Here is a 12,201-nt window from a genome sequence, read left to right on the forward strand (position 1 = left end):
AGAAGCGGAACCAGGACGACGACCGGCACCGAGACGACAGCGACGGTCGCGGTGGCCGCGACGGTCGCGATGGCCGCCGCCCTGAGGACCGTACCGGCCGTCCTGACGACCGTGCCAGCCTGCCTCACGACCGTACCGGCGTGCCCGACGACCTCGGCCGGGACATCGGCCTGGAAACCAGCCAAGACGTCGGCCAGGACGTCGGGCAGTCCGTCGACTCAGGCAACGGGCAGGACGCCGGCCGTGGCTCCCCCGCCTCCCGCGCCGCCCGCCGAGGCCTTCGCCCCGACCTGTACGCCGCCGGAGCCGCCGTCCTCCTCTTCGCCACAGCCGCAGTCGTCGGCCACATCCTCGAGAACACCTACGGCAACCTGCACCTCGCCTGGGCGCCGCTGTACGCCTGGTGGTCACCGCAGGTGGGGCCCGGCACTCCGGCCGCGATCACGGTGGCCGTGGCGGTGATCGCGTACGGCCCCTCGCTCGCCGCCCGCCTGCCATGGCGAGCGCTGGTCCCGCTGACCTGGTGCGTCGCCATGGCCTGGACGTGGTCGCTCGCCCTGATCGACGGCTGGTACTACGGCATCGAGCGGCGCCTCACCACCCGCTACGAGTACCTGACCGTCATCGACCGCTTCGACAACATCGGCGCGACCCTGCGGGGCTTCACCCAGCACATCCTGCTCGACTCCCCCGACCACTGGCCCCCGCACATCGCGGGCCATCCCCCGGCCGCGACGCTCACTTTCGTCTGGCTGGACCGTATCGGCCTCGGCGGCGGAGGCTGGGCGGGCGTCTTCTGCATCACGGTGGGCGCTTCGGCCGCCGCGGCGGTGCTCATCGCCGTACGGTCCCTCGCCGACGAGACGCTGGCCCGCCGGGCCGCGCCGTTCGTCGCCCTGGCTCCGGCGGCGGTCTGGGTGGGGGCGTCGGCGGACGGCTACTTCGCGGCGGTGGCGGCATGGGCGGTGGCGTTGCTGGCGCTGGCGGCGACGGGTGGCCGCAGGGTTCCGGCCTTCGTCTACGGCTTCGGCTCCGGCCTGCTGCTCGGCTTCACCGTCTATCTCTCCTACGGCCTGACCCTGTTCGCGATCATCGCCGCAGCCGTGCTCCTGCTGACCTGGCGCCGGTGGCCGCCCACGCTCCTCCTCCCCCTGCTGGCGGGCGCGGCCGTCGCCCCCGTCGCCTTCACCCTCGCGGGCTTCAACTGGTGGGAGGCGTACCACCTGTTGGTCGAGCGCTACTACCAGGGCGCGGCCTCCATCCGCCCGTACTGGTACTTCGTGTGGGCCAACCTCGCGTGCACGGTGCTGCTCGTGGGGCTGGCGGGGGTGGCGGGCCTGCGCCGCACGTTCGCGACCGTGCCGACCGCTTTTCGCCGCCTGCGTGCCGGCGCTCCGACCTCCACCGACCGGCTTCTCGGCCTGGTCCTGGCGGGGTTCCTCATGGTCCTGGTCGCCGACCTCTCCGGCATGAGCAAGGCGGAGACGGAACGCATCTGGCTTCCGTTCGCCTTCTGGCTGCTGCCCGCGACGGCGCTGCTGCCGCGGGGCGGGCAGCGGGGGTGGCTTGTTGCCCAGGTGACGGTCGCGCTGGCGGTGAACCACCTGTTCCACACGGGGTGGTGAGCGCGGGGGTCTCTTTTCCCCAGTGCCCGGGCACTTTGATACGGCCGCCCGCTGGCCGGCTCAGCGATCGACGTAGTTGCTGGTCCTTTCACGTCTTCGTTGAGGAAGCCGCCGGTCAGGCTGCGGCATCTCGGGCAGCCTGTATTACATCGACTGCCGCCATTCCGCAGTGGGCCCATGCAATGCCGAAGCTGGCACCAATCCGTATGGTTCGCTCCTCGGCCCGGAATGGCTGGATGACCTCGCTGCGTAGTCGGACTGCGAGGTCCTGGGCGACAGCGCGGTCGAGTCCGTCGGCGAGAATCACGAATTCGTCGCCTCCGAGCCGGGCGACGGTGTCACCATCACGCACTCCCTGGGACAGCCGTCGCGCAACCTCTATGAGGGCCGCGTCGCCCGCTTGGTGCCCGAACCGGTCATTGATCGACTTGAAACCGTCAAGGCTGCAGAACAGGACCGCAAGCCCTTTGACGCCGTAGTCCCGGTCGCCCTCAGGGGCGACAGCGTGCACGTGGTAGCTGTCGGAGCCGTCGTATGCCTCCGGCTCCGCAGACTCGATCGCTCCGGGGTGGTCCGGGTGCTGGCAGAGACGGGCCGAGAGGCGCGCGAGCAGCTCGGGGGAGTTCGGCAGACCGGTCAGGGGGTCGTGGGCGGCGCGGTGGGCGAGTTCGAGCTCGCGGCGCTTGCGCTCCTCGATGTCCTCGACGTGAGTAAGCAAGAAGCGGGGACCGTCGGCGGCATCGGCGACGACGCTGTTACGCAGGCTCACCCACACGTATGTGCCGTCGCGGCGGCCCAGGCGCAGTTCAGCACGTCCGCCCTCGGCGGATGTTCTCAACAGGGTGCCGATGTCCTCGGGGTGGACCAGGTCGGAGAAGGAGTATCGGCGCATCGCGGCGGCGGGACGTCCAAGAAGGCGGCACAGGGCGTCGTTGGTGCGAAGAATCCGCCCGTGCTGCTCGCCACCCATCTCCGCGATGACCATGCCGGCGGGGGCGTATTCGAAGGCTTGCCGGAAGCTCTCCTCGCTGGCTCTCAAGGTCTGCTGGTCGCGTTCCAGACGGACCAGTGCGCGCTGCATGTTGGCGCGCAGACGTGCGTTACTGATCGCGATCGCCGCCTGGAACGCGTAGGACTGCAGGGCTTCACGCTGCACCGGACCAGGGCGGCGGCCGGTGCGTGGCTTGTCTACGGAGATGATGCCGAGTAGTTCTTGGCGGGTGCCGTCAGGCACATACATGGGTGCGAACAGGCGGTCCGCGGGATGCCACTCGTCCTCGAAGCGCGGCGCGGGCCCGTCGGCGTACAACTCCGGGACGTCGTCCTCGTCGAGATCTCGGCCCTCGGTATGGGGGATGAAGCGAAGGCTTCCCCACTCCTCACCCATGGACAGGCGGCGATCCCAGGAGGCGCGGGCGCCGAGGCGTCCGGTGATGCGAGCCTCGACCTCGGTATTGCCGGCGAAGGACGCGACGACCAGGCCGCCGTCGGGTCGTACAAGGTTCACGCACGCCATCTCAAAACCCAAACCGGTTACAACACCGTCCGAGACGGCCTGCAGGGTGTCGGCCAGACTACGAGCGAGATGGATGCCTTCAATGGCGGTCTGGAGGTCGTATCGGACGTCGTGGGCTTGGTCCGGAACATAGGCGGGGTTTCTGACGAAGGCCGTGCGACCCACCTGATTCCGGCCCAGACATTGCGGATCTGGCCGTGCCTGACGCCGCAGGATGGACTGGACCCCCTGGAAGACTGTGTCGAGATCGAGGAACTCAGGGGCATCAGCTATGCCGTCGGCCAACACGCGCACTAAGGCTCCGGTGAATGCCGTGAACGCCTCCTCGGGTGGCGCCAGGGCGATAGCACGTTCGTCGGCGGCCGCCAGTACGTAAGTACCTTCCGCCTCAGCGAGCGCCGCGATGCTTGAAGCCGGAGACTGCACGCCCATGGCGCGTGCGCTGAAACAGCAGTCAAGAATGACAATGCACCGCGCAGCACCACTGTCGGCCAGACGCATGCGCACCCAGTCGTAGGGGAACGCGGTTGAGTGGACAGAGCCCTTGTCACTGTCCGGCATAGCCAGGTGAAGACGCCCCTGGCGGTCGAGCAACCCATGCCCCGCGTAGTAGAGCAGCATGGTGTCCGTGGCCGCCTCCGCGGCACGGAAGATCGCTTCGTCCACTTCTCGTGTCGAAGTGGGATTGAGTAACTGGGCACAGTGTGATGAGCCCAGTTGCCACACATCGCCAGCAAACAGTTCGACGAGCGTCGACAGATTGCGACGGACCGCCGGCAAGGGTTCGAGACTGTCGAACTTGTCCACGCCGATGAACAGTGCCCGCGATTTTTCCGGGTCGGGAAACCTGCTCACGCCACGGCCCCTATTGCTGCTCACCGAGCAGCTGCTCTATCAGGCGCTGCGCCTCTTGCTGGGACGTGCCTGTGATCGTCACCTTGCGGCCGTCGGCGCGCTCAACGGTGATGGACGGTTCTCGGGGACGAGTGGCCCGCCACGACGCGATGGACACGCCGAGCGAGGCCGCGCTGATTCCACTGCCCAGCACCAACGACACCAGGTCCAGCACCGCGCCTTGCTGTCCCGGGACCGGCACGGACGACGACGCCATCTCCACACGTGCCTCGCGTCGAACAGTGCGGTCCAAGAGCAGCCATTCATACAAGGACCGGACGTCGTCCTCGGCCGAGTCGCCGGCGATCCGCAACGCCACCTGCACTTCCCACCCCCGTTACACGCGGTCCTGCTCGCTGCCAGCATAGAAGGTCGAGCTGAGCACCGTAGTCGGTCAGCCTGACCGACTACGGTGCAACTGGGCCGAGTTGGAGCCCTGCCTTGTTCGCACGGCAGATCGGGTAGGGACATTGATGCTCGTTCTCACCGCCACCGCCACGACAGTGATGGCCTGCGCTGGCGTCCTCCCGCGCTTTGCGTGACAGGGACTGACAGAAGCGAACCCCAACTGGTGTCGGGGGACGGGGTTTTCTGGCCCTGGCAAGATTTCCGTGAAGCCGGGATGTGCCCCCGTGCGCCGGTAACACTCGGTCACGGGTAGCGGCAGTGTCGGCGAGCGCCCTGGCAGCGGTCCGCCTCAGTGATCCTCGACGATGAAGCAGGCCCGCTCGTAAAGTTCGTCGAACGTGATTACCTCGACGTCCTGGATGGATGTCCGGTACAGCTCGAAGGAGTTGATCTTCTCCGGGTTCACGGCGCCGTTATCGGTGAACTCGCGCAGGCTCCCGATCACCACGACCTGCCGGGGCCGGGTGGTGGACAGTTCGATCCCGGTCGGGGTGCCGTCGTCGTCGTAGATGCGGGTGAGGAACTCGCGGGAGATGAGCTGCTGGGCCTTGCTGACGGTTTTCTGCACCTGCGCTACGCCGCCGCCCAGTTCTTTCGATGCCTGGTAAACGCCCGCACGGTATGGAGTCTTGGCGAGCAGCTCCGTGTCGTGGGTCTTGATTTCACAGAAGAGCATGCTGCTGATCAGGCCCTTGGACCGCATGATGGCGTCGATGCGTTTCCCGGCTCCGCCGAAGATGTTGGCGCCGGCGGTGATGCGTTCCAGTTTGCCGTCGTCGATGGATTCGCAGGCGATGAGGTTGAGCCCGTAGCCGAAGATCCACTGGTTCGTCTCGAAAAAGGCCTGCCAGACAGCCTCCGCCCCGCGCGTCGTTGCCAGGCTCTCTTCCTGCTGGAAGTAGTCCGAATCGGTCAGCAGCCGCTCGAACCTCTGGAGCTGTTCCTTGCGGTTGCTGATCAGCCGGATGTCCTCCTCCGTGAGCCCGCCGCCGATGGCTGTCCTGACCGCACCGAGCACCGTCGTCCGGTCCTGGCCGGTCAGCAGCTGGGCGAGTTGGGCCTCGTCGCCGGCCACGAGTTGGAGGGAACTACCGGGTGTGCTCAGGTCGGTGCAGCCCTGGAGGAAGTTGATGACTTTCCAGAAGTTCTCGTGGACGTCCCCGGTGTCGACGAGCGCCTTGATGGCCCGGGTGGTCCCGGTCTCAGGCACTGTCTGCGTGGCGGAGACTTCCCCAGCCTTCTTCTTGTCCTTCTTCCAGAGCTTGAGCCTCGGTGTGAAGGTGTCGCCCTTCTTAATGATGGTGACGCTGCACAAGGTCGCTACCTGCGGCCGGTCGTCGAGGACGAAGTCGGTGATCATCCGGCGTGCGCGGGTGTCATAGAGGTAGTGGAACCCGCTGCTGTCCTGCGAACCGCGGATCTCTAGGTCGGTGAAGTCCCTGCGGGTGACATCGAACTCGGTGGTGGAGAAGGGGAGTCGGAGCCCTCGAACGATGGGAGTAGCGGGGGCTGCGGCTCGGGTCCGCCAGTCCGGTGGGATGTTGGGCAGCGGCCGGGTGTCGCCTTCGACCACAAGGTCCTGGACATCGATGCGCCCGAGCTGGACGAGTACGGACTCCACAGTCCGCCAGATCACCTCCTTCGCCCCCGGGGTGCAGGTGGGCAGAAGCTCGCGCTCCACCGTCAAGACCGCTTGGTAGGTGCCCTCCGTCCAATTGTCACCAGGTGTGGGATGGAAGAAACCGCCGTCACGGCGGAGGGTCAGGACCGCGGTGCGGAGCAGGTCGCGTGCGGTCTCCTCGCCAGCGCAGTCCAGGAGGCTGAAAGCCTGACCGAGGACCAGGTCAAGCTTGCCCGTGTCGTCATCCTCCAGCGGCAGCGGGATCAACGGGCCTCCAGGCGGAACTCGTACCGGCCTATACAGCGGGCGGCCCGAGAGAAACTCATGCGAACGCAGACCCCATCCGTCCGGCGCCAACAGCAAGTTCAGCTCTTCGACGTGCTTCATAGCCTCCGCGACGTCGACCGCCACTTCAGGATGGACCACCCGTGCTAGGAAGGTGAGCAGTATCTCGTCCGGTCCGTGTGAGAGCTCCAAGCGGGAGTCCTCAAAGATCCAGTCGTCGGGCAGGTCTGGGTTGTTGAACCGGTGCTGCTGGATATCGGCGCGGACAGTCGGGAGCTGAGTGTTGCCGACTGGAGGTTGGTCCAGGTCGTAGAGGCCCTCCAGGAACGTGACCTCGTCCATTTCGCCCCACCAGGGTCGCGACATCCCGCGCAGGTACTTGAAGATGTCACGTCGTGTCACCGCCGTGATGGTCGGCGGCTCGTTCGCTCTGACGGGATCGGTGGAAATCATGCGTCCAGAATGGACGGTTAGGCAGCAGGGCGTCGGACAATTGAGACTTTCACCTCGCCGAACACGCTGACACCCGCACTCGCTCTATCCGCACAGCCGCCAGGTGTGGGGGTCACAATCCGTACGAGGTCGTCACACTCGCTGACACTGCCGTTACCCGTAACGGAGCGTAACCGGCGCGCGGCGGCACCTCCCCGCTTCACGAAGATCTTGCCAGGGCCGTGTTCAGGTGTACGCCGACAACCGGCCCGACTGCGACGCTCCGTGGCTTCCCGATGAGGAAGTCAAGCTGCCTCCCACTCGGTGTTCCATCACAGCGCCCAGCACATCTGGACCCCTCGCGTGATCGCAGCGGGCGTCTCGGAGCCGTACTGCCCTGCGCTAGTACAAAACAGCCTGGCAGCCGGAGAGTTGCCCGGTTCGTCAACTCCCGTACCAGCCGTCCCCGACTGGTACGGGCAGCGCGCCCAACTGCGTGAGCTAGTAACGAAGTTGAAGGCGTGCGCCAAACTGCACGCGGACCGACTCCCCGCACGTACAGCGAAGGGATAGAGACCATGAGCGCAATCCCCGAGTTCAAGTTCCGCACGTCCAACGCGTGCAAGTACAACAGCGACGACCCGCGCTGTGTGGAAGTCGCGACGAACGTTCCCGGCAAGGTGGCCGTGCGCAACTCCGCGACCGGCCAGAGCGTCGAGTTCACGGCGGTCGAGTGGACCGACTTCCTGGCCGGCGCCAAGCTGGGCGAGTTCGATCTGTCGGCGTAGGGAGTCCTGCTGGGGGCAGTGCCCACAGTGCGGCGGCAGCGCCGAGCCCGCTCCGGAGCACTCCGGGGTGCTGCGCTGAATGTCGTGCCGGGACGTCTGGGCACTGCCGCGTGAGTCGTCCTGTCCCGGCTACCGCCCCCCGGCTGATCACCGCACTCCGCAAGCTGGACGACTACTGGGACCTGCACCGCTGAGTCCCTACGGGCCCCGTCGTGTGCTGCACCACGGCGCACGACGGGGGCTTCCTACCGACCCGCGCCCCTTACAGGCACCACACGCACCCGACGACGGACCCAACGTCGGGAGGGGGCCCCGTAGGGGCGGCCTACCGTGCTCGTCGGCGTCGATGACGGAGGTGGGCGATGGTGGGCTTCTCGGAGGCCGTCAAGCGGGGTTTTGCGAAGACCTTCTCCTGGGAGGGCCGGGCTTCTCGGGCCGAGTACTGGTGGTTCTACCTCTTCTGTCTCGGCTGCCTCATCCCGAGTGTCGCTCTGACCGCCGTATGGGAGGTCCCGGTCGTCCTCCCCGTGTGGCTGTTCCTGTTCGTGCCGACATTGGGCGTCTTCGTACGCCGACTGCACGACTGCGGCCTTAGCGGCTGGAACTGGTTATGGACCTGCGTCCCGGTGATCGGGATCATCGTGCTGCTCGCGATGCTCTGCAAACGAGGCGACCCGGAGGACAACGAGTACGGCTGGCCGCCGGGCTCAAGGGCGGACTGGTGAGACCGTACCGCCGTACCGCTGGCCGTCTACTGGTCGGCGTGCGGCATCCGGACGACCACGGTTCCTCCCTCCAGGTCCGCTGTTGTGCGGTTCGGCGGCGCTCCGTCTTCCTCGTCGTCCCGCATCACCAGTGCCGACTGCCGCTCCTTGAGTTCGTTCTGCTTCCCGGGCGAGAAGCTCGCATGGAGTTGCTCGAACCGTTCCTAAGTTGATTGGCCGGTGCTGGCCATATCGGGCATTGCGAACAGCGTGAGTTGCTGGTCGTGGATGCTGGGCCCCCGAACGGTGGTGGGGCCGTGGGGCGGGTGCTTTCCGGGTGGGCGCGCTCGTGTCTGACGCACCCCGGGGGTGCTGCGCGAGGTCCGTGCCGGAGCTGTCCGCTCCGTACGGCCTGTGCTGTGGTGACTCGGCGCTGCGGGGGCGGTTGTCCCGGTGCGATCCTCCGGTCGCACGGCCGCTGCCTCAGCACGCCGGGTGGCGGTGGTGGCAGCGGTTTGGCGGGGTCCGTCTTTCCTGCGCCGGGCCGTACAGCCCAGACCGCGTCTGCCGACAACCACCGCGGCGGCATGATGCCCGCTCACAGTGGTCGAGCCGGTAGAAGCCTGCTGTTTCAGGGGGTTCAGCCAGTGCTGGGCACCCCACTTGCTCGAATACGCCGGATCGACCGCGATCACGGAGAGTCCGGCGTGGTGGGCCATCCCGGCCAGGCGGTCGCGGAACTTGGCCGTCGGGATCCCTGCCACGGTGCGGCGGAAGGCTTTGCCGCGCCGGCCCCGGCCCAGCTTCTCCCTTCCGGTGGCGCGGGCGTCAGTAAAGTCCAGGTTCTCGATCACCAGCGCCGCGCACTCATGCCGCTGGGCGAGGTGCAGGAGCTGGGAGATCGCTGCGCGCAGCCGTGCGTCGCGGGTGGGGGCGGGCAGACCGGACAGCTGAAGGGGGATGGTGTGGGGAGCGCCGACGGGGTTGCCGCAGGGGTCGATGATCCAGGCGGCGAGATGGTCGGCGTTGACGTCCACAGCGAGGACCGGATGTTGCCGCAGCGTTTTCAGGGCCGGGGCCGGGGCTGTCTGGCCCTTGACCGTGGTGGACCAGGAGGCATCCAGATACCAGTGTCCGCGGGCCGGGTCGTAGGTGATGTCGTAGCGGACCGAGGCGCCCACGGCGATCCGGTCCGCCCACTGCCCGCCCCGGTGCCTGAAGACGGCCGCCGCGTCCAGCACGTACCGGCCGCGCGGGGCGTTGGCGTACTGGACGCGCAGCGGGTCGGGCAGCACCATCGCGATGGAGCCGTCGGCGGGGTCGATGCTGAGGGTGTAGTTCCCGAACGGCGCCCCTGCCTCCCCGTCCGCGGTCAGGAACATCCGCCGCGCCGACCAGACCGTGCCCCACCCCTCCAGCTGGGCCTGCCAGTCGGCTGCGGTCAGCGGCTTTTCGGCGGTGGCGGCGTCGTAGAGGTGGTGGCGGGCGTTGAGCAACTGGCGTCCGCCCCGGGTGACCCGCACGTGGCCGCTGTCCCGCTCCCGCACCGCCCGGCGCAGCTGGCCCTGCAGGATCTGCAGCCGCTGCTGCTTGGCCCGCCGCTCGGTGTCATCGGCATACCCGCGCACCCACCTGCGCCCGCGCTGCTCGCGGGTGCCGGGTGTGACGGCGAGGCGGGAGGTGATCGTGGCGATCGCCTGACGTAGCGAGCCAATGCGGGCGTTCAGTGCCCGCCGGGCCAGCTGGTACTGGTCCTCGCTGGTGCGGGTGATCGATCCCGCCCAGCGGGAGGAGGACTGCGCGGTCAAGGCCTTCTTCCGCTCGGCCCGCCGATTGTGCGCGGCGGGCACGTTCCCGATCCGCACCCGCGCCGCCAAGTCCGCTCCGGCCAGCGCGCCCAGGTGCTCCCCGACCGCCCGCAGTACCTCCTCGTCGGCGGGCGAGAGGTGCAGCCGGGTGCGGATGCGGCATCCAGAAGGCGGGGCGACCACGAACGGGCCAGCCAGCGCACGGAACGGGCGCGGTTCCCGCTGCTTCGCTCCCCGCTCCCGCTTGCCCAACGCCGTGCGCCCCCGCTCGCCTGTGATGATCTCGACGGGCCGAAGCTAACGCCCGCCCCCATACCCCGGGAAGCACATGCCAGCGATTGGCGAACAACTGCTCCCCTCTGCACAGGAAGGGCAGAAGATGATCGTCGACTGGATCATTCGCGACCGACCACACCCCTCCGCCCGGCCCGAAATGACCAACACCGGCCTACACATCCGGGAACTGTTTCCAACCCGGTCGCCGATATCTGGCCCTGCCGGGCGCTGTTCCGCCAGGGCAGCAGTCCGGCCCGCCCAGCATGGAGAAGCAGCTGATCTACGAAAGCCACAACGGTCAGCAGGATGACCAGTCCGGGCAAGGTATTCCATGCCCCGAGTATCCGGGCCAGGGGGCGACGCCGACAGCTCAATGACGTAGTACGCAGTGCAACGAGGAGCGCCTCCACTCCGCGCTCGGCCAGGGTCCACCCACCGAGTACGAACGCGACCCCGAACCCGCCGACGTCGTAGGCCTCTCCGACTTGCCCGCCCCGCAGGTGTGCTCTGGAGGCAGGGGCGAGGAGAGAGGAATGGGGTCATGGCTCAGCAGCGCCTCGTGCCGCAACGTGCTCACGCCCACCTCCCCTTACGTGAACGGCGGCCGACCGCGGGAGCCTGCTGCTTCGTGCGCCTGCGTAAATTCCCGGGCGTGGCCCGGGTACGCCGTGCACAGCATGTGCACGCTCTGGGCAAGCTGGGGACGGAGATCGGCGCCTGTCTGCGCCGGCAGCATCGCGACCAGCGTCGCGGCCAGGTCGAGTACCCTCACCGCGCGGTCCGGATCCTCCACCATGCTCAGGCACCGCAGGTACTGGATATAGGAGTTGGCCAGTTCCCACATGGTCAATGGGTCATAGGGATTGAGCAGGCCCTGCCGGATCTCCACGGCGCGGGAGGCCGACAGGGTAGGGACCATCGGATCGGCGCTGCCCCTTCTACGGCGCACGGCATCGATAAACCTGCCCATTTCGGCGGTGGACAGATTGTGGTGGACGGTCCCCAACGCCCGCCACGTCCGCGGGCCGGCCTCGATGCTGTGCCCGGTCTCGCGGGCGTCCTCGAGGATGCGGATGCGCTCGTCCGGATCTCCCGTCTTGAAGATGATCTCGGCGAGGTCGGTGCGGGCCACGAGCAGCTCTGCCAGCGCCTCTTCGACGGCCGGCGAACTCTCGTCAGCGTCCCGGCCCAGCGTCTTCCTGAAGACGGAGTCGAACTCGGACGCCGCCTGGCGTCCCGCATCGACCGCGTCGGCAGTATTGCCCGTCAGTTGCAGCGCCATTGACCATCGCCACAGTGCACGGGCCAGGCCGCGGGCCGTTTCGAGGTCCGCGTGGTCCCGTGAGGCCCTGCGGTATTCGTCTACCAGAGCCTCCCACTGATGCGGCGCGGGGCTCTGTCGCGCTGGATCGATCTGTGCTTGGCGAAGCTGCTCGTATTCACGCTCCAGGCGCTGTTGGCGGGTCATGACGCTCCTTCCGAAGGATGGCGACCTTGATGCGCGATCCGCACCATGGGGAGTTCGGCGCAGCGTGGCACAAAGCCCTTTGAGGGTGGGGCAATTGGCGATAAGCGGTGGTCTACTGATTTCCATGCCCCTTGTGGACGAAGAGCGGAAAGCTCTGACAGAGGGTGTGGTCATCTCGGCGGGCGGGTCGGCGCTCCTCCTCGTCGGCGGGATCGTCTGGGGATTTCCGTGGCAGGCGACAGCGGTCGTTGTCGCTTTCACGGTGGTGCTCAATGGCTTGATCACCGCCATATCGCTGGCCGACGCACGACGGGCCGCCGAGCGGCGGTCGAACAGTCACGGGACCCTGATCACCTGGGCGGGCCGCAACGCGGGG

General features: G+C 67.6%; 8 protein-coding genes and 2 pseudogenes. 3 read left to right on the top strand and 7 right to left on the bottom strand.

The window, feature by feature from the left end; translation table 11 throughout:
* Window positions 1-290 precede the first annotated feature (290 nt).
* Window positions 291-1,625 (top strand): hypothetical protein, encoded by a 1,335-nt coding sequence (locus ACQEVY_RS22700; RefSeq protein WP_432955355.1) that lies wholly within the window; start codon window positions 291-293, stop codon window positions 1,623-1,625.
* A 115-nt stretch (window positions 1,626-1,740) separates the two neighbouring features.
* Here the strand turns inward: ACQEVY_RS22700 and cdgB are convergent, their stop codons facing one another.
* The 4 genes and pseudogenes from cdgB to ACQEVY_RS22720 form a co-directional block, all read right to left on the bottom strand.
* Window positions 1,741-3,225 carry a diguanylate cyclase CdgB gene (gene cdgB / locus ACQEVY_RS22705; RefSeq protein ID WP_432955356.1) on the bottom strand — a complete coding sequence of 495 codons (1,485 nt, stop codon included), beginning with the start codon at window positions 3,223-3,225 and terminating at the stop codon, window positions 1,741-1,743.
* Window positions 3,226-3,357: 132 nt separating this feature from the next.
* A pseudogene (locus ACQEVY_RS22710) lies at window positions 3,358-4,020 on the bottom strand (caspase family protein); the annotation flags it as partial.
* Complete coding sequence (locus ACQEVY_RS22715; protein ID WP_432951270.1) at window positions 4,007-4,360, bottom strand: effector-associated constant component EACC1; 354 nt, start codon at window positions 4,358-4,360, stop codon at window positions 4,007-4,009. The pseudogene ACQEVY_RS22710 and the gene ACQEVY_RS22715, both read right to left, overlap by 14 nt.
* A gap of 372 nt (window positions 4,361-4,732) precedes the next feature.
* On the bottom strand, window positions 4,733-6,751 hold the full coding sequence (locus ACQEVY_RS22720) for a Shedu anti-phage system protein SduA domain-containing protein (protein WP_432951272.1): 2,019 nt from the start codon (window positions 6,749-6,751) through the stop codon (window positions 4,733-4,735).
* A gap of 608 nt (window positions 6,752-7,359) precedes the next feature.
* On the opposite strand from ACQEVY_RS22720, the gene ACQEVY_RS22725 reads away from it, so the two are divergent.
* Both ACQEVY_RS22725 and ACQEVY_RS22730 read left to right on the top strand, forming a co-directional pair.
* Window positions 7,360-7,569: a DUF397 domain-containing protein gene (locus ACQEVY_RS22725; protein WP_432951274.1), complete on the top strand. Its 210-nt coding sequence runs from the start codon at window positions 7,360-7,362 to the stop codon at window positions 7,567-7,569.
* A gap of 362 nt (window positions 7,570-7,931) precedes the next feature.
* Window positions 7,932-8,294 carry a DUF805 domain-containing protein gene (locus tag ACQEVY_RS22730; protein ID WP_432951276.1) on the top strand — a complete coding sequence of 121 codons (363 nt, stop codon included), beginning with the start codon at window positions 7,932-7,934 and terminating at the stop codon, window positions 8,292-8,294.
* Window positions 8,295-8,320: 26 nt separating this feature from the next.
* On the opposite strand, the pseudogene ACQEVY_RS22735 reads toward ACQEVY_RS22730, so the two are convergent.
* The 3 genes and pseudogenes from ACQEVY_RS22735 to ACQEVY_RS22745 form a co-directional block, all read right to left on the bottom strand.
* Window positions 8,321-8,491: pseudogene (locus ACQEVY_RS22735) on the bottom strand (DUF6191 domain-containing protein); the annotation flags it as partial.
* A 6-nt stretch (window positions 8,492-8,497) separates the two neighbouring features.
* Window positions 8,498-10,333, bottom strand: a complete 1,836-nt coding sequence (locus ACQEVY_RS22740; protein ID WP_432951278.1) for a hypothetical protein — start codon at window positions 10,331-10,333, stop codon at window positions 8,498-8,500.
* Between the two features lie 613 nt (window positions 10,334-10,946).
* Window positions 10,947-11,825: a hypothetical protein gene (locus ACQEVY_RS22745; protein WP_432951280.1), complete on the bottom strand. Its 879-nt coding sequence runs from the start codon at window positions 11,823-11,825 to the stop codon at window positions 10,947-10,949.
* Between the last annotated feature and the right edge of the window lie 376 nt (window positions 11,826-12,201).

It is taken from the genome of Streptomyces sp. CA-288835 (genome assembly GCF_050936385.1).
Lineage (GTDB): Bacteria > Actinomycetota > Actinomycetes > Streptomycetales > Streptomycetaceae > Streptomyces.

Coding starts and splice junctions, on each gene's coding strand:
- ACQEVY_RS22745 (WP_432951280.1), bottom strand. CDS start 11,825: ATGACCCGCCAACAGCGCCTGGAGCGTGAATACGAGCAGCTTCGCCAA.
- ACQEVY_RS22725 (WP_432951274.1), top strand. CDS start 7,360: ATGAGCGCAATCCCCGAGTTCAAGTTCCGCACGTCCAACGCGTGCAAG.
- ACQEVY_RS22730 (WP_432951276.1), top strand. CDS start 7,932: ATGGTGGGCTTCTCGGAGGCCGTCAAGCGGGGTTTTGCGAAGACCTTC.